Below are 17,418 nucleotides of genomic sequence, written 5' to 3' on the forward strand. Positions count from 1 at the left end.
TACCTGTTGATGATATCAGGCAGATCTTAAATTCACACAATTGTTGAACTGAGTAGCAGTATCACAGGCAATTTCATCGCGTGGGTAACAATTGAATAAAAAAATGGTTTAATGGATTTTCCATAAAAACTGTAATTTTTCTTCGAGTAACCCACCAGATATAAATCTGAATACGTTTTTTTACTTGACATTTAGAGATAGAAAATTTAATCACTATATATTTTTTCTTTCTCTATCGCCTCATTTATCCGGACATCTATCAGGGAACTTACATTTTCGAACCGAATATTTGGCACCAGAGATGTACCCTCATCAACCAGTGATAGAGCCTCTGATCCCGGAGAGAATTTCCCGGATACACATTCTTCTATCTCATTGTATACTACGGTGTCAAGACTTTTTACTGCAGAGGCAATCACCGTATCAGATGCAAGTCCGGACTGGTCGGCATCGGTTGCAATGATGAAAAGACCGGAGAGATTTTGTGCCGTGCTGATTATTCCAAGTCCGGAACCTCCGGAAACAGCATATATCACATCGGTATTATTCCGATACATTTCACGGGTAATTTCTCCGGCCTTTTCCGGCATGGAAAATCCGGAATAATCATCAGCAATATAGGATATTGTAACATTCACATCAGGATCTTCAGCCCTGACTCCATCCTGAAATCCTTCGGTAAAACTCTGAATGACCGGAGCATTCACACCAGCAATCACTCCGACATTTCCGGTTGTTGTCTGATTTGCAGCGAGAACTCCGGCAAGATAACTAGCCCCGTACATAGAAAAGGATATAGATTTAACTGACGAATCTAAAATCTCCGGCCCGTCTATCATTACAACAGGAACATCAGGGTTTATTTGTGAGATTTCCTGTTCATACCCGTTCATGATGTCCCCCATAACAAGAACCATTGAGGATCTGTTTCCGGCCCTATCGATAACCGGATCTTCCGGGGCTGAAGAATTCCAAAGAATCTCTCTGACGGTGAGATTAAAACCATCCCTCGCTTTTTCAAGACCTGAAAACGCCTTCGAGAGATAACTGTAATCACCTTTATCTCCGACATAGACCATGGAGACAATTGTTGGGTCTGACCCGGATACCGGGAAAATGATAAATATAGATAGGAAAAGGCACATGAGGAAAACAGAAAAAGAGTAATACCGTACTGTCATGGAAATATGCTCCTGAAATTGTACATATAATCAGTGATATAAAGAGAAAAATGGAACGGATTTTTCTTCATGGCAATTTAATACAATCGACAGGTATAATCAATCCCCAAGATGAAATAAGTAGAGATGAGTAAGTATCCACCTTATTTTGAAAACACAATTGATATAGCAGCAGATATCTTCCGATCCATGCATCACTATTTCTAAAGGTGTCACATGACAATACAATGTGAATACTGTCCAAGAGGATGCAGTATTTCAGAAAATAAAACCGGATATTGTCAGATGTATACCGTTCAGAACGGAGTAATCATTGAGCGGTTTCCTTATTCATGGTCAGGGCTAAACCAGAGTCATATTGAACAATTCCCATTTTTTCATGTCTATCCGGGAAGCCGGTCACTCATGATTGGAACGGCAGGATGCACCATGGATTGTAAATATTGCTCCAATGCATACATCGCCAAATGTCCGGTTGAAGAAGTTCCATTAATGAACCTCTTTCCGGAAAAGGTTGTGACCATCGCAAAAAAGTCAGGCTGTCAAAGTATTGTTTTTGCAATAAATGAACCTACAGTAAGTCTTCCCTCCTTTCTCGAACTTGCAGCTACCGCAAAAAAAGAGGGAATTCTGGTAGGATGCCTTACAAATGGGTACCTGACTAATACTTCATTGCAAAAATTATGTGAAGCATGTGATTTTCTGAATATCAGCCTAAAAGCTTTAACAGACCAGGAATATGCTGATTTAACAGGCGTTACATCAATATCACCAATTTGTAATTCAATTACATATGCATCCTCTGTCTGCCATCTGGAAATTACAACCCCGGTATTAGAGCCGATCTCATCAGAAAAACTCGGGAAAATCTGCCGTTTCATCGCACAAATTAATCCGGAAATACCATGGCATGTATTGCGTCTCCTTCCGGAGTATATGCTTAAAGATGCTCCACCGCCAGACATTCAAAAAATTGAACAAATTTTGCATGATCTTAGAAAAATGCTCCCCTACACCTATTTTGGAAATTATGTAGGGGCTCAGGGTCTCTCTACGATATGTCCGGTATGTGGAAATATTGTCATAGAACGGATAAACACCGGAACCTGTGGTGGAAGACTTATCGGGTATAATTTATCGAATGGAAAATGTCCTCATTGTAATACCAAAATCCCCATAACCGGAAATTATGTAGATTGGGAACATTTGGAGAATGGTTCATGAGAGCAGGAATTATCAATGCAGGAGGGTGGCAGACTCATGTAGATATGAAATCCGGCAGGCAAATATCATTATCCGGGTATCTGCCTTCACTTCTCAGCCCTATTTTGGAATCTCACCGGTATCCGGGAGACAGGGATTCTGGTGCCATCCCTTGGGTAACCGATGTTGCTCAAGAGATCGTGAATGCCTATGAACCAGAATTCCTCATGCTCGATTATGCTACCCCTTATTTTCTCCGGTTTAATGAAGGTATGGAGGGAAATGAATGGAATGAAATGATTTCCGGACTTCTGGATCATGTGTCTGGTTTTTGCGAAATAAATGGATATAACCCGGTAATTGTAGGTACCGGAGCGATGATAAAGCACCAGGGAATTATTGATCTGACGGGATTATCCGGACTAGCAGACGCAGGAGGACCAGTTCATCACCTGGCAACGATCATGGAACCCTCTGGTAAGGACCTGAATTATCTCCATGCTCATCCACATGTTTCCGGAGTATACTCAAGAGAAGAAATTTTGGAAACATTCCAAATGTCCTTGGAAAATAAAAAAGACATCCCTGACCTTCTCGTAATTGCAAAACCGGGATATACGTTCAGAGCTCTTGGATCCTGCATCAGGCCATATCATTTTCTACCCGGACAGAATGAAAAAATTCCGATATCTGGACTTGATTCTTCTGTGCATGATATCACGGATATTTCCGGAGGGGTATTACGATCACTTGAATCAGAAAAAACTGCTCTTATCATAATCGAAGGATTAGGTACCGATGATCTTCCCTGCAGAATGGTATCTAACTCCGATCATTGGTACCGGTACACCATGTCCTGTGAGCAATACCTGGCAATAACGACGGGTAAACATATAAGTAGCCAGCCCTGGCCTCCGGGATACAGGGGATTCATTCACGACGGAATGAAAAAAGCCTATCCATTCTCCGGCATAATAGATCAAATTCCTCATGGAACCATCGGAGAAATTTGGCCAGGAAAAAGTGCAGCTGTTGGAACCAGAAGTGTATTTACTCATGTCAGTTCCGGAGCGGATATAACAATTGAATGTAAGGTATGTAATCAATATAACCACGGTACCATGGCAATCTTCTCTGAAAAAGGAATATCCCAACAGGAATAACCATGAAAAAATTGCCACATACAAACGAAGAAACATTCACAAATCATATTGAACATATAAAAAAATCTCAAAAAAAACAATTATTAATCCTCTGTCTGATTCCTGCGGCTCTTTTTTTTGTTTCCCTCTCACTTGGAAGATATGACATATCACCCTGTACTGCTGCAATGATAATGATATCGCAGATCTGTTCTCTTCCGGTCACATGGACCGATGTGCAGGAGACTGTTCTGCTTCAGATCCGATTGCCAAGAGTGATAGCAGTTATGCTTGTCGGAGCAGGACTTGCTGCATCTGGATCAGCCTTTCAGGGATTATTTCGTAACCCTCTGGTCTCATCAGATATTCTGGGAGTTGCAGCGGGAGCCGGTTTTGGTGCAGCACTCGGTATATTGATCTCCGGAGATCCGATAATTATCCAATTACTGGCATTTGTATGGGGTGTTATTGCAGTTGGTATTGCATATGGACTGAGCAGAGTGTACAAGGGAGGATCATCCCTGATTCTGGTACTGGCAGGAATAATTGTCGGATCGTTTTTTTCAGCCATGATATCACTCGTGAAATATGTGGCAGATCCCTATCAGAAACTACCTGCTATTGTTTTCTGGCTGATGGGCAGTATGTCATCAACTAACTGGAAGGATGTGTATGCCGTTTCAATTCCTATCATCAGTGGATTGATAATTCTGATTCTCCTTCGGTGGCGGATAACAATTCTTGCATCCGGAGAAGAGGAAGCTCATTCACTTGGCATAAATACCACCAGAATGGCCCAGATTATTATCATCATCTGTACAGTAATTACTGCATCTGGAGTATGTATCAGCGGAATAATCGGATGGGTAGGATTGGTTATTCCCCATCTTGGCAGAATGATAGTCGGACCGGATTACCGACATCTCCTACCAGTATCAGTAATCCTTGGAGCTTCATACCTGGTTGTAATTGATGATTTAGCCAGAACACTCACCACTCAGGAGATACCACTTGGAATTCTTACATCAGTCATCGGAGTTCCTTTTTTTGCATACTTGCTAAGCCGAAAAAAAGTAGGGTGGGCCTGATGATTGAGGTAAATCATCTCTCTTTCGCATATGAAAAAGATAAACCAGTATTTTCAGATATTTCCTTTCATCTTCAACCAGGGAAGATATTTACGATTCTTGGACCGAATGGAACTGGAAAATCCACCCTGATAAAATGTCTGGTGGGACTTCTTTCACCTGAATCCGGAGATATTCACCTTTCAGGTGAAAAAAAGGAATCAATATCACATCGTAAACAGGCACGAATAATGGCCTATGTTCCCCAGGCTCATCAGATAATTTTTCCATTTCCAGTCCTGGATTATGTACTGATGGGAAGATCACCTCATTTACCGGTCTTTGGACAGCCTGGATCAAAAGACTACCTGAAGGCAATGCAGGCATTAAAAAAGGTTGGTGTAGATTATCTGGCAGACCGGCCAATATCAGAAATTTCCGGAGGAGAATTCCAACTGGTTTCCATCGCACGGGCTCTTACTCAGAGTCCATCCTTGTTGATTCTTGATGAACCTACCTCTCATCTTGATTTTGGAAACCAGTTTAAAGTTTTATCAATTATTGAGGAATTAGCCGGAGAAGGATTGTCAGTTGTTATGAGTTCTCATTTTCCGGACCATGCATTTCTGATATCCCACCTTGTAGCAGTTATGCAGGAGACCAGGTTTATTGGTATTGGAACTGCAGACGAAGTAATTACAAAGGAATTGATGGAACAAGCGTATGGTATTGATGTAGTAATCAGCACCGTTTCAGAATGCGGGCGCACTGTCTGTCTTCCGGTCAGGAAAAACAATCAGGTAATGAATTGACCTGTTATACCAATTGGAATCGTCATTCAATTCAATATTTAAATATGTGTAAAATGTGATGATGCTATACCAGCAGATTATACTTTACTGCTGGATATTTCGAGGGAATGAATATGAAAATGAAAGTTGGTTTGTGTGTCATATTATGCTTTATTCTTCTCAGTTTTCCGGTTTCTTCTTCTGATAATCCGGAAAAATTTGTTGTTGATATGAGTGGGAACGAGGTCAAAATTCCTGAATCGGTCTCATCTGTTGTATGTCTGGATCCCTTTGCCACCCAGATGGTTCTTACAATTAATGGCGGAGAACTCTTATCTTCGATATTTTTAGGCCCTGCGGATAAAAAAATCCTGCATGAAGTAAATGCAAAAGTTGCCGAACTGAAAAGTGTTGGAGGCCCTTCTGGGACAAATCTTGAATCACTCACCGCAATAAAACCAGACCTGGTAATCTCCCAGGTTGGGAGTGATGAGATGAATCAGAATATCCGTGATCTTGGTTATTCAGTTATTGAGATAGATTCAGAATCACCGGACAAACTGATTGAGGGCATCAGACTTATCGGAGATGCGATTGGAAAAGAAGAGCAGGCCGATGATTTCATTTCATGGTATTCTGAAAAGATGGAGTACATACAAAACCAGACAGCAGATATTCCAAAAGAAGAACTTAAGACGGTCTATATTGGGGGGCTTGAACCTCTCTCAACGGTTGGAGCAGATTATTATCAGCACTATTTAATTGAAAATGCTGGTGGAAAAAATATTGCCGGAGAATTTTCAGGAGGCTGGAATGATGTATCATTAGAACAGTTATATACCTGGAATCCGGATGTAATTCTTTTTGCTCCGTATTCAAAAATTTCTGTTGACGATCTCCAGGCTGATCCGTCATGGCAGAAACTGAGTGCAGTAAAAGAAGGAAAGGTGTACCGGATGCCCAAATATATCTCATCATGGGATGTTCCAGCACCCGAATCAGTTCTCGGAATGATGTGGCTTTCTGAAAAAATTTATCCGGAGAAAGTAAATTTTGAAATTGAAGATGAAATGCGATCTTTTTATAAGAAATACTATGGGTACGATATTGCAGATGCAACAATCGCATCCATACTTGAAAAACAGGATCTGTTGGATGTAAATCCAACCATCATCAATTAATTTTTTCTCCTAGTCCTGGAATTTCTTCAAAAAAATTTTGCATTTTGGACTGATCGGTAATAATTTGTTTGATATCTGCATTTGTTAAATCTAATCCATAAAATGTGGAATAAAAATCTTTAAACTCCTCATTCAAATCATATTGAACATTATCCGGATAGAGAATGGTTGCCATCCACATAATTCCCAGTATCGACTCAGGTCCAGGCATATCATATGCCATAATATATTCAGGTAACCGGTAAATCTGATTATTTTTTACTGCATCAACCTTTTGCCAGGCAGGATCCTGTGCAATTTCTTCAGGGTTTGCACTGGTATAAGGCATCATGATTATTACATCCGGATCCCAGGAATAGACTTCTTCTAGTGATATACTATTCCATCCTCCGGTAAGGTAGCCAGCAACATTGATACCTCCGGCTGCGGTAACCATGTAATGCTGATAATAATCAGAACCCGCGGTATCAAGAGGGCTGCTGCCCATAAGATATATTTTCTTTTTATCGTTCTCGGGGATTTTTTCTGTTTTCTCCCGGATTTGATTCAAGGTTTTTTCAAAATAAGAGATATACTCATTGGCTTTATCTTCCTTATCCAATGCTTCTCCTAATAAAGAGACACTTTTTAACAGTTCTTCAGGATTTTCCGGATAAATTTCCACTACATCTAAACCGATATCCCGCATTGATTGAGTACTTTCATCGTACCCGACTTTTGATATGACAAGATCCGGGTTCTCCTTTAACAGTTCTTCAAGATTAACACTATTTGGATCACCAGGCCAGGGCAATTTTGAAAAAACCGGATTTATTTTTTTCAGAAGTGTCCGGTTCGCCCATCCGGTACAGGCACCGGTGAGTTTATCCTCCTCATCAATAATAATTAAAAACTGATAACCAACCGGTTCAATAGTCGCAATTCTTTCGATGGAATCCGGAAGAAAAACCTCAGTGCCGCCCAGATCTGTTACCGTCTTATCAGCGAAGCAACAGGAAACTCCCATCACTATACTCAACAGAAGTAAAAATGAAATCAATGATTTGATAGAGAAGGGGTACACAAATACCCTTCCTTGAGAATTCATATGATCCAATATGCACTCTGAATTTATCTATGATATGAAAAAGGTTCTGCGAATTATCTGATATACCAGATGATATATCAATCTAATGAATCTTTGTGACTTTTACAATGAAATAGATATTTTTAGATTTAAGAAAGGATAACAATACCATGTATGTACGAAGTGTTTTGGAGTGTGACCACGAAATTACTTTTCCTTGTCACATTAGGTGTATTTCTTATCTCACCGGTTATTGCAGATGAGAATGAAGAATGGACAATTGATCTTATAGGAGTGATTAATAAGACATTATCCAAATCAGATTTCGAAGAACTGGCTGCTACATCATCAGCGTCATTCACCGATGAAGCAGGAGACATTTTTTCAGGAGTTCCATTGATCACTCTGATTGGTCTTGTTGATGATGGAGAAGGAGATGCATCATTTAACAGTGACGCTGCAAAAACAGGATATACCGTGGAAATTATTGGGGGAGACGGATATTCTGCAGAAATTGAAAGTGCAAACATCTCTGAAGAAGCAGAAATAATTGTATGCAATCTCCAGAACAACGAATCCTTTGCCTCAAGTGATGTACCTCCATATCCCCTTAAAGTGTATGGCGCTGATATCACCATGGGACAAAGCGTTGGAAATATTGCGGTTATCGAATTAAAAGGCATATCAGTTTCTGAACCTGAACTGAATGATGAAGAAGATGTTTCAGAAGATAACAGCACAATGTTTGCAGGAGAGATCGAATTATCTGATGGAACCATTGCAATAATTACGGGATCCGGAAAAACCTATGATGTAAATGAAAAAACTCCTCTTGGAGCCCTTGCTAAAGCAGCCCAGGATGGAGGATATACCTTTGAGGTTGCAGATCATTCCTATGAAGACCGGGAAATTCTTCTCTTAGATGCCATCAACGATAACCGATGGGAAAAGGATACATCTGACCTTGTTGTTGCAATTAATGGAGAAATCGTAGAAGATTGGGGAACAGATACTGAAAAGTTTTACAACATGTTACCACTTATGAGCGGAGATGTCGTTACATATCTTGTCGGAGTTCCCCCGGTCACTTTAGAGAACGGAATTAAAATTGTAGAATTAACAGTGTTGTAACACCATTTTACTTCTCTTTTTTCATCACCGACAATAATGTGAAAATATCAGGAATGTCCTGATCCATTGAAACAAAAAACCAATTTTCTTTTTCTTTAATAATTAATGCAAGAGGATTTCCTGACAAGAAAAATCCATTCTCTAAAGACCACACAGTGGTTCTGACAACCGGATAGATCTCCCTTTCACCAAGAAAAACAGGATGTTGTATTATCCTGATTTCATGACAAACATTTTTCATCTGATTTACCATTTACTCGAGTCCTGATTATTGCTGGGATAAATAAACGACAGGCAAAAATTATCAAAGAAACAGGAGTTCGTATCAGAATATTCATTCCAACCTCACCTCGAAGAGCAGGCTTTTCAAAATCCGGGAAAATAGAAATATCATGGCCTTTTTGCCCAAGTATCGGAACGAATGCCTGGATATATCCATAGGTAATTCCGGTTGTAAACGGGTCTCCACATCCAAAACAAACATGACAGGATAACCGGTCAATGGAGATAAACCGGATAATCCTTCGGATGTATCTGATAAAAAGAGGTAACCAATCAATTACATCACCAACAGAGTTATCAAACATACTGGTTTCAGATTTTTCTTCTTTCTCCGGAACTTCCGGTGAACTCACAGGAAAAGACCAGAGAGGTTTGGAAAAAAACTCAATTGTCCCTTCCATGGATCTATTTATCGGTAAAATAAACCGGATAACACCAAACTTTATCGCAACATTTCCAGCCAGGTGAAGATTATCACGACTGAAAAATAACGACAACGCAATAGGAATCGTAAACAAAAACCAAAATATAAAAATAAAGAAAAAAACAATACCGACCGGTATAAGTATTGCACCAGTCGTCTGGATCATATGATATTCCTGTTATTCACTTTTTTCTTCTTTGCTTGTTTCATTGCCAGCAAAATCTTTGTCCTTGATAAGACCGATTACCTGGGGAACCAGTGATTCACTCAGAGCAGTAATCACCTGTGCCACCGGGTTTTCCTTCCGTAATGAAAAGACCTGAACCCCTTCTGCTCCGGTGATCTCTTTATGAGATACCAACAATGCAATCGGTTCAAGGCCACCACCAACACCTGCCCCGCTCCCATCGCCATCTTTGCCCTTCCCGCTTCCAACTCCAAAACCTACGCCAAACCGGGTGACAGGAATCACTACCTTATTACCAAGATCCACAGGCTCTCCAAGAATATTATTTGCATTCATGAGTTTACTCAGCTCATCTGCTGCCTCGTGAAGAATTTCTTCCGTTGTCATATAAGAGATGAGTATATTTCTTATTACATAAAGTTGTCTCTCCAAAAAGCAGATGAAAAGATAGAATAGAGAAAAAACTGAACACAGACATCTATCTTAAAAATCCTAATTACCCCTTTAAATCTCTATTTTTAAAAAATATGAGATTAAAATTGAGATTAAGAAGTCAAGAGGATTTCAATTTTGATTTTAAAGCCCCACACCCCTAAAATTTCATTTTAAAGAGATTATTTGCAAAAATGAGCCTACAAAACAGTTATATCACCTCAACCCTTAAGTGTAACAGGAATGGGAAGATTCTTAACATGGACGGTAAGATAACGTGGAGACTGATGATACATCAGAAGAAATTATCGAAGTAAGAAACCTTACAAAGATATTCGGTCCAAGACCCCAGAAAATGTTGACTCACTTGCAGAAAGGATGTACAACAAAAGAGATCCGGGAAAGAACAGGTCATGTCGTAGCATTAAAAAATATCTCATTTTCTGTAAAAAAGGGCGAGATATTTGTATTAATGGGGCTTTCCGGTTGTGGAAAATCCACACTACTCAGATGCCTGAACCGGCTAATCAGCCCTACAGCCGGATCAATTCTTCTTGATGGTGAAGATATCGCTTCAGTATCAACCGAGCGGATGAGAACCATCAGGAGATCCCGGATGGGAATGGTTTTCCAGAGTTTTGCACTTCTCCCTCATAAAAATATCCAGGATAATGTTGCTTTTGGCCTTGAGATCCAGGGAATTTCAGCAGAAGAGAGGGCCGGTATTGCAAAAGAGACATTAGACCTTGTCGGACTTTCAGGATATGAGAATTCGTACCCGGACCAGTTATCAGGCGGAATGAAACAACGGGTGGGTCTTGCACGAGCTATTGCAAGTTCACCGGATATCCTTCTAATGGATGAGGCTTTCTCAGCACTCGATCCCATGATCAGAAGAGATATGCAGAATGAACTTCTTGACATTCAGGATCGTCTTGAAAAAACCATTATCTTTGTCTCCCATGATCTTGACGAAGCACTAAAACTGGGAACACGAATCGGTCTTATGAAGGCTGGAGAAATTGTTCAGATAGGAACGCCTGAAGAAATTTTAACTCAGCCGAAAAATGAATTTGTTGAACGATTTGTTGAGGACGTGGATTTATCACGTGTCCTTACGGCGAAAGATGTCATGAAAGTTCCGGATCCCATGATCCATGCATCATCAGGACCACATGTTGCCTTAAGAATGATGAAGGAAGCCGGAATTTCAACGATTTTCGTAGTTGCAAAAAATCGTGAACTAAAAGGTATCATAACTGCAGATGATGCATTACGTGCAGGAAAAGAAGGACTGACACTTCAGGACATTATCATTCCGGATGTTGTAACACTTTCTCTTGACACACCGGTGGCAGATATCATTCCGGTTATTGCTGACAGTAAATTCCCAATTGCCGTAATTAATGAAGAAAAACGACTGAAAGGGGTTATTGTAAGAGGATCAGTTCTTGCAGCTCTTGGCCGGACAGGAGCATCGCTATGACACCTTCGCCTTTCCCACGTCTTCCAATTGGTTCGTTTATCGAAGAACTGGTAGAATGGATTAGTGATAATCTGGGCTGGCTGCTTGATGCCATTACTGATATTCTCAGTGCAATGGTAAGCACATTATATGGACTTCTTAGTGCGATTCCACCAACTGTGCTCATCATTCTCATTTCAATTATTGCATTTGCCCTTAAATTCAAGGCAATTTCAAAGAAAAAACATATTAAAAAGAGAATCCTGGGATCTCTGGACCTTCCCATTCTCTGTATTGCCGGCCTTTTATTAATCTGGGACCTGGATTTATGGGACCATTCAATGGAGACACTGTCACTTGTTATTGTGTCAACTGTGGTGGCCCTTATCATTGGAATACCCTTAGGAATTATTGCTTCACATTCAAACAGATTTAACCAGATTATAAGGGTTTTTCTGGATTTGATGCAGACAATGCCTTCATTTGTCTATCTTATCCCCGCGGTTATCTTCTTTGGGCTTGGAAATGTTCCGGGAATTATCGCCACCGTGGTGTTTGCGATGCCTCCTGCAATCAGGCTCACGAACCTTGGCATCAGGCAGATCCCGGTAGAACTTATTGAAGTATCAGATGCTTTCGGAGCTACACCAATCCAGAAACTTGTAAAAGTTGAACTTCCGGTTGCCCTTCCCACCATTATGGCCGGGGTAAACCAGTGTATTATGTTAGCGTTATCCATGACGGTTATTGCTTCCATGATTGGAGCAGGAGGTCTTGGATACCAGGTGCTTTATGGAATACAGCGTGTGGACATTGGTTCCGGATTTGAGGCAGGCCTTGCCATTGTAATTATTGCAATAATTCTTGACCGGCTGAGTCAGAATCTCGTGCCGGTCAGAGAGAGATGAATGAATTTAGGAAAAAATTATATTATAGGAGGAAAAACATGAAATTTACAAACCAGGCAATTTTGTTATTAACAGGAATATTCCTTGCCGGATTTATCTTTTTGGCAGGATGTACCGGGAGTGAACAATCAGCATCAATGCAGAAAGGAAAAATCATTGGGATTGAACCAGGTGCCGGCATCATGCAGAACACCGAAGATGCCATCACCGATTATGATCTTGATTACACCCTTGTCTCAAGCAGCAGTGCCGGAATGGCATCCGAACTGACAAAGGCAATCAAAGACAACAAATGGATAGTCGTTACCGGATGGACACCGCATTGGAAGTTTGCACGATTTAATCTCAAGTATTTAGACGATCCAAAAGGTATCTACGGCGGTGAGGAATACATCGGGGCTCTTGCAAGAAAAGGATTTGAAGCTGATAATCCGGGTGCATACGAGATATTGTTTAGATTTAAATGGACTCCGGATGAAATGGAATCAGTAATGCTTGCTATCGAAGATGGAAAAACCGATGAAGAAGCAGCAAATGAATATATTACTACTCACCCTGACCAGGTATCCAATTGGATAGGTAATGTTACCGGAGACGGTTCACTCGTGAAGATCGGATATGTCCTGTGGGATTCAGAAATCGCAAGTACCAATGTCCTCAAAAAAGTTTATGAACAGGCAGGATACAAAACAGAACTCATCGCAGTTGATGCCGGACCACTTTACCAGGCAGTTTCAACCGGAGATATAGACTGCACTATATCAGCATGGCTTCCCAAAACCCAGGCAAATTACATGGATAAATATGGTGATGACCTGGTTGAAGTAGGTAAAACTCTTGAAGGAGCAAAGATAGGGCTTGTTGTTCCTGATTATGTGACCATCAGTTCCATTGATGAACTGAATAGTGTAAAGGATAAATTCCAGTAATTTTTCTCTCTTTTTTGATCTGAAAAACTGTTTCAGAAACCTTGCGGTAACAAAAAAAATGGAAACTATTATCCATTCGCTCATGGATATTTCCATGATATTATGAGTAATGAAGTACCATCGAATGCAGAAATCGCTGCTTCAGTAGGAAGTATGCCCTGGTGGCTTGTACTTGTCTGGGGCCTTATGGCAATTATCATCGGAATCATGCTTATCACAACTCCGGTGATTACAACATATTACCTGGTCCTGTTCATGGGGGCTTACTGGTTTGTCGGAGGAATTTTCACTCTGGTCAGTTTATTCCAGGACAAATCAAACATGGGATGGAAGATATTTCTGGCGGTTATCAGTATCCTTGCCGGAATTGCCATTATGTCATATCCATTATGGGGTGAGGTAATTGTCCTGACCATGCTCGTATTCCTCATCGGGTTCTGGGGTCTTTTGATCGGAGGAACAAAGCTCTATGAAGCATACCGGTCAAAGGATGCAGGTTCAGGTATACTGGGTATACTGAGTATCATTTTCGGTATTATCCTGCTCATCTTCCCCTATGGAGCGGCATTAGCCCTGCCACTTGTTGCCGGTGTATTTGCACTTCTTGGCGGAATTAGTGCAGCGGTTATGTCATTCCAGATTAAAAAAGCTCAGGCTTAATTTTACCATTTTTCTTTTTTTAAAGCTCTGCACCCTTATTTACCATAAAATATAATTATAAGAGACTCTCCGGAGACATGGAATGAATAAGGATAAGTTAATAAAACGAAGGATTCAGGACGCAGAGAAATTTCAAAGCAGGGGACACCATGACCGTGCCCTGACTCTCTACGAACATGTTCTCCGGCTTGAACCGAACCATGAAACAGCCCTTTTAAACCGATACAAATGCCTTATTGCCACAAACCCACCCAAATATGCTATTAAAGAAGGTGATGAACTGGTAAAATTAATTCCGGAAAATGCAGATTTCTGGATGAGCCATGGTATTGTATGTTCTCAGGCCGGTGAATATGACAAAGCAGAACATGCATACAAAAAATGCATTAAATTAGAACCGGATAATTATCGTGCACTCCACAATCTTGGATCCCTTGTTTTTCAATCTGGAAAAGATGATGAAGCAATTTCGCTCCTTGAACAATCAGTAAAAATCAGGCCGGATTATCAGATTGGGTATGTCACATTGTTTACAATGCATCACCAAAAAGAGAGATATGATAAAGCAATATCCGCAGGAGAGCAGGCTTTTGAACTTATCGAACCTGAAATTAATCTCCTTCACTGTCTTGCTGATTGCTATTTTGAAGTTGGTAATTTTTCCAGGGCACGTACATTATATTCGGATGTAATCATTCGTTTAAAAGAGGAAACTCAGAAATTCGGCCTTCATTTCCCAATCGTTGATGATAGTATGAATTACGATCATATCGGAGAGTACTCCGGAGATGATCAAGAACAATTAATTGCGTCATATTATCGTATTGTCCTTACGTTACTGAGAAAAAGAACGTTTGAATCTGATGAAATACATGAACTGGAATCAGCCATTACACATATTCTTCAAAAAAATCCCAATCATGTTTACGCAACCCTTGCTATGGCTGAGTTACTGGTAAAAAACAAGAAATATGATGAAGCTCTTTCATTTGTCAAAAAAGCAGAGGCTATCATGTCTGAGGACAATACGTTCCTTCTGCAAAAAGCAACAATACTCATGGAATTGCATCAATATGAAGAAGCTCATCAGATTTATACAAAAATATTAGCGAATGATCCCGTTCATTTTGGAGCTCTGCTTGGGGAAGCTATTGCTTTAAGCCAATTAGGGAAAAAAGATGAAGGTATTAAGTTAATGGAAACTATTGCAAAAATTAATCCCTCTTTCATCGATCGTATAATTGCGGGTAGTAATATGGCAGCTCAGGGATCTGAAAACCAGATGCCGGATCTTTCTTTGCAGAAAAGACCAAATAGAGTTAGTTTTAAAGAGAAGAGAGATGAAAAAGGCAATATTACCTTTGAATCTCAAGGTTTTTAGAAGAGATAGATTTTCCTCGTTTTTTTCGTCCATATGGACAGATATACATACACAAACCGCAGACGGGTTTTTCATTCCGGATTTTCAGATCATCAAAGTATTTATCACACAACTGTGCGTTAAATCTGACTTCCCTTGGTTCTCGCTCCCGGAATGGTTCTCCGGTATATGCCCCGACCGGACAGATATCAACACATGCCCGGCATTTCCCGCATTTTTCTTTCATTGGTGCAGAAATTGCAGGAAGCGGTGCATCTGTCAGAACACTTCCCCACCGGACTCGCGGACCATGTTCGGGAGTGATAAGCATACAACTTTTCCCAATCCATCCAAATCCGGCCTGCCTAGCTGCTAATTTATGGGAAAATATTGAAGAGATATTTTCTTTGTCATACCTTTGGGATGCAGGAAGAGGGAATGCAGTATATCCATTATTCTGTATTATATCGGCGATTCGTGAACTCAGAAGATCAATCCGGTTGTTGATTACCTGATATCCGTGATGACTATAGAGATTTTTCAACCCCGGATTTTTCAGGGGCAGCATATCCACAAGGCTATTCTGCAGGACGATACCAAAGACCACAGCCTTTGAATATGCCCGGAGTATCTCCCCTCCCTGTCTTATTACTTCATCACGGAGAGGAACAAGATCCGCAATTCCACTATATGTTGCGTCATGATCCCTGCAAAGGGATAATATTTGATCATGTAGTTCTTCCATAATATCCCTAAAAGAACTATTGTTTTTAAGTAAAATCATTCTATTGGTAATACCCGGATGATTAACCCGCGGTTCTTATTACCCATTCCTTTCATCTGGTGCAAGAAAGGAACTAAATTCCCAAAATCTGTTATAGTTTTTTTATGAAACCACTTATATGAATAAATCATCAGAAATTATTGAAAACCCACCAATTACTTTAAAAGATCTGGGATGGGATGAAGACTGGAATTTTCTTTTCTCTTCCTTTAAAGGGCCATATATTCCCGGAAGAGTAGTCACTGCCCATAAAACGAGGTATGATGTTATAACTCCTGATGGCATCATATCACTTCCCATATCAGGAGCGATGAAGACCAAAAAGATGATTCCCGTTGTAGGGGACTTCGTCGTGGTACTCTCGGACCCGGATACCGGAACAAAGATGATTGTCTCGATATTGGAGCGAAGAACTACAATCTCACGAGGCGGCTCTGGTGAACATACCGGAGAACAGGTAATCGCTGCAAATATAGACATGGTTTTTATCATTACTGATCCCGGACATGATTTCAGTATTCCCCGACTGCTTCGGTACATGCTCATCGTCAGGGCATCAGGAGCACACCCGGTGATTCTCCTTAATAAAGCCGATACCTGTGATGATATCTCACCCTTTATTAATCAAATTCAACGGGAAATAGGAGATGTCTCTGTTTTTCCGGTCAGTGCCCTACAGTCCTCGGGTCTTGATGTACTAAAGCCCTACCTGGGTTCACAAAAAACCGTGATATTCCTTGGTTCATCCGGAGTTGGAAAATCCACCCTTATGAATGCCCTGACCGGATCCACGGATCAGAAAACCGGAGAAATTCGTGAAGATGACGGGAAAGGAAGACATACCACGACGGTAAGACATCTGACAACACTTCCCTCCGGATGCTGCATCGTGGATACACCAGGTATGCGGGAAATCAGGGTATGGACTGCCGGAGAACATCTGAGTGAAGAATTTTCAGATATTGAAAGTATTGCAGTCGGATGTAAATTTTCTGACTGCACTCATCAGAATGAACCGGGGTGTGCGGTTATTCAGGCAATAACAGAAGGAACTCTGATGCCCGGTCGCCTGGAACAATATCTGAAGATACAAAAAGAGATTGCTTTTGAAAAGGACAAGGCCAATATCGGATTAAAACGGATGGAAAAAGAAAGATGGCAGGGAATTTGTGAACTAGGGAAAAATTATCGTGAGAAAAAAAGATGGATTCAAAACAGGTAAATT

General features: G+C 40.6%; 18 protein-coding genes. 12 read left to right on the top strand and 6 right to left on the bottom strand.

Features of this window, described 5'->3' with window-relative positions:
* Positions 1-206: 206 nt before the first annotated feature.
* Positions 207-1,181 carry a BMP family ABC transporter substrate-binding protein gene (locus tag DLD82_RS00365; protein WP_109939117.1) on the bottom strand — a complete coding sequence of 325 codons (975 nt, stop codon included), beginning with the start codon at positions 1,179-1,181 and terminating at the stop codon, positions 207-209.
* A gap of 216 nt (positions 1,182-1,397) precedes the next feature.
* Here DLD82_RS00365 and DLD82_RS00370 point away from each other — a divergent pair, with 216 nt between their 5' ends.
* The 5 genes from DLD82_RS00370 (at position 1,398) to DLD82_RS00390 (ending at position 6,565) form a co-directional block, all read left to right on the top strand.
* Positions 1,398-2,405 (top strand): radical SAM protein, encoded by a 1,008-nt coding sequence (locus tag DLD82_RS00370; protein WP_109939118.1) that lies wholly within the window; start codon positions 1,398-1,400, stop codon positions 2,403-2,405.
* Positions 2,402-3,547 (top strand): hypothetical protein, encoded by a 1,146-nt coding sequence (locus DLD82_RS00375; protein WP_109939119.1) that lies wholly within the window; start codon positions 2,402-2,404, stop codon positions 3,545-3,547. The genes DLD82_RS00370 and DLD82_RS00375 overlap by 4 nt, the downstream gene beginning before the upstream one ends.
* Positions 3,548-3,549: 2 nt before the next feature.
* Positions 3,550-4,614: a FecCD family ABC transporter permease gene (locus tag DLD82_RS00380; RefSeq protein WP_109939120.1), complete on the top strand. Its 1,065-nt coding sequence runs from the start codon at positions 3,550-3,552 to the stop codon at positions 4,612-4,614.
* Positions 4,614-5,405: an ABC transporter ATP-binding protein gene (locus DLD82_RS00385; RefSeq protein WP_245920323.1), complete on the top strand. Its 792-nt coding sequence runs from the start codon at positions 4,614-4,616 to the stop codon at positions 5,403-5,405. Before DLD82_RS00380 ends, DLD82_RS00385 begins: the two co-directional genes overlap by 1 nt.
* 113 nt (positions 5,406-5,518) lie before the next feature.
* Complete coding sequence (locus DLD82_RS00390) at positions 5,519-6,565, top strand: ABC transporter substrate-binding protein (RefSeq protein WP_181391165.1); 1,047 nt, start codon at positions 5,519-5,521, stop codon at positions 6,563-6,565.
* Here the strand turns inward: DLD82_RS00390 and DLD82_RS00395 are convergent.
* Positions 6,558-7,571 (bottom strand): ABC transporter substrate-binding protein, encoded by a 1,014-nt coding sequence (locus DLD82_RS00395; protein WP_181391166.1) that lies wholly within the window; start codon positions 7,569-7,571, stop codon positions 6,558-6,560. The two genes, DLD82_RS00390 and DLD82_RS00395, sit on opposite strands and share 8 nt — an antisense overlap.
* A 234-nt stretch (positions 7,572-7,805) precedes the next feature.
* Here DLD82_RS00395 and DLD82_RS00400 point away from each other — a divergent pair, with 234 nt between their 5' ends.
* Positions 7,806-8,762: a hypothetical protein gene (locus DLD82_RS00400; protein ID WP_146199640.1), complete on the top strand. Its 957-nt coding sequence runs from the start codon at positions 7,806-7,808 to the stop codon at positions 8,760-8,762.
* Positions 8,763-8,769: 7 nt separating this feature from the next.
* Here DLD82_RS00400 and DLD82_RS00405 read toward each other — a convergent pair whose 3' ends face one another.
* From DLD82_RS00405 to DLD82_RS00415, 3 genes are read right to left on the bottom strand one after another with little or no spacing between them, the layout of a single operon-like run.
* Positions 8,770-9,003, bottom strand: coding sequence for a hypothetical protein (locus DLD82_RS00405; RefSeq protein WP_146199641.1), 234 nt, complete (start codon positions 9,001-9,003; stop codon positions 8,770-8,772).
* Positions 8,984-9,634 (bottom strand): DUF2953 domain-containing protein, encoded by a 651-nt coding sequence (locus tag DLD82_RS00410; protein WP_109939126.1) that lies wholly within the window; start codon positions 9,632-9,634, stop codon positions 8,984-8,986. Before DLD82_RS00410 ends, DLD82_RS00405 begins: the two co-directional genes overlap by 20 nt.
* A gap of 12 nt (positions 9,635-9,646) precedes the next feature.
* Entirely contained in the window at positions 9,647-10,042 is a 396-nt protein-coding gene (locus DLD82_RS00415) for a GerW family sporulation protein (protein ID WP_109939127.1), read from the bottom strand.
* A 322-nt stretch (positions 10,043-10,364) separates the two neighbouring features.
* Here DLD82_RS00415 and DLD82_RS00420 point away from each other — a divergent pair, with 322 nt between their 5' ends.
* From DLD82_RS00420 to DLD82_RS00440, 5 genes are all read left to right on the top strand, one after another.
* Positions 10,365-11,573: a quaternary amine ABC transporter ATP-binding protein gene (locus tag DLD82_RS00420; RefSeq protein ID WP_245920324.1), complete on the top strand. Its 1,209-nt coding sequence runs from the start codon at positions 10,365-10,367 to the stop codon at positions 11,571-11,573.
* The gene (locus DLD82_RS00425) at positions 11,570-12,460 is read left to right on the top strand and encodes an ABC transporter permease (RefSeq protein ID WP_109939128.1); all 891 of its coding nucleotides are present in this window, start codon (positions 11,570-11,572) and stop codon (positions 12,458-12,460) included. The genes DLD82_RS00420 and DLD82_RS00425 overlap by 4 nt, the downstream gene beginning before the upstream one ends.
* 38 nt (positions 12,461-12,498) lie before the next feature.
* Positions 12,499-13,389, top strand: coding sequence for a glycine betaine ABC transporter substrate-binding protein (locus DLD82_RS00430; protein ID WP_109939173.1), 891 nt, complete (start codon positions 12,499-12,501; stop codon positions 13,387-13,389).
* 102 nt (positions 13,390-13,491) lie between these two features.
* Complete coding sequence (locus DLD82_RS00435) at positions 13,492-14,049, top strand: HdeD family acid-resistance protein (RefSeq protein ID WP_109939129.1); 558 nt, start codon at positions 13,492-13,494, stop codon at positions 14,047-14,049.
* 82 nt (positions 14,050-14,131) lie between these two features.
* The gene (locus DLD82_RS00440) at positions 14,132-15,430 is read left to right on the top strand and encodes a tetratricopeptide repeat protein (RefSeq protein ID WP_109939130.1); all 1,299 of its coding nucleotides are present in this window, start codon (positions 14,132-14,134) and stop codon (positions 15,428-15,430) included.
* Here the strand turns inward: DLD82_RS00440 and DLD82_RS00445 are convergent.
* On the bottom strand, positions 15,405-16,154 hold the full coding sequence (locus tag DLD82_RS00445) for a 4Fe-4S double cluster binding domain-containing protein (protein ID WP_109939174.1): 750 nt from the start codon (positions 16,152-16,154) through the stop codon (positions 15,405-15,407). The genes DLD82_RS00440 and DLD82_RS00445 overlap by 26 nt on opposite strands.
* A gap of 157 nt (positions 16,155-16,311) precedes the next feature.
* On the opposite strand from DLD82_RS00445, the gene rsgA reads away from it, so the two are divergent.
* Positions 16,312-17,415, top strand: a complete 1,104-nt coding sequence (rsgA, locus tag DLD82_RS00450) for a ribosome small subunit-dependent GTPase A (RefSeq protein ID WP_109939131.1) — start codon at positions 16,312-16,314, stop codon at positions 17,413-17,415.
* Positions 17,416-17,418: the final 3 nt, after the last annotated feature.

Origin of the sequence: Methanospirillum stamsii (assembly GCF_003173335.1) — an archaeon.
In the GTDB taxonomy this organism is placed as follows: domain Archaea; phylum Halobacteriota; class Methanomicrobia; order Methanomicrobiales; family Methanospirillaceae; genus Methanospirillum; species Methanospirillum stamsii.